We start from the raw sequence: 603 nt of genomic DNA on the forward strand, positions 1-603 counted from the left end.
CGAAGAAAATAGATTTTATATTGGTATTAAAATGCCTGACGGTATGTATCATTCATTTCATGGGATAAATAAAAATGGTAATGTAGGAACACTTCTTTATGTTCATGGTAATGAAAATGCAAGGTATATAGAAAGCGAGGATTGTATTACAATATCTGAATTAACAGAAAAATTCATTAAGGCAGAGATTTCTTTTGATAAAGCCTTGGACATTGTTAAAAAGAAAAAAATTATTTATGCACCAGATGCTACTATGCAAGCTATGCTTTCTGATAAAAAAGGACGAGTTTTAATTATTGAACCCGGAATTGGGTATAGATATGAACAAGAAAATTTTTCACTTATTACAAATTATTCTATTCTAAAACCAGATATAACAAAGCCGTACATTGTTTCTGGGGATACAAGATACGAAGTGGCTAAAGAGTTATTGGCAGGATATGATAAAGATTTTTCAGTAAATGACGCATTTAAAGTATTAAAATCTGTTTCTCAAAAAGACTTGTGGGCAACTAGGGTTTCATTTGTATATTCTACAGAAAAAAAATAAAGTTTATTATGTCTTGAACAATGATTTTAGTAATGTATTTGAATTTCAGTTTT

The 603-nt window shown here is 28.9% G+C and carries 1 protein-coding gene; it reads left to right on the forward strand.

Annotation, left to right across the window (positions count from 1 at the left end):
- A partial coding sequence (locus DXB52_RS16000) for a C45 family peptidase (protein ID WP_472520603.1) occupies nt 1–550 on the forward strand: 550 nt, incomplete at its 5' end.
- Nucleotides 551–603 lie beyond the last annotated feature (53 nt).

It is taken from the genome of Ruminococcus sp. OM04-4AA, assembly GCF_003462585.1.
Classification (GTDB): domain Bacteria; phylum Bacillota; class Clostridia; order Lachnospirales; family Lachnospiraceae; genus Mediterraneibacter; species Mediterraneibacter faecis.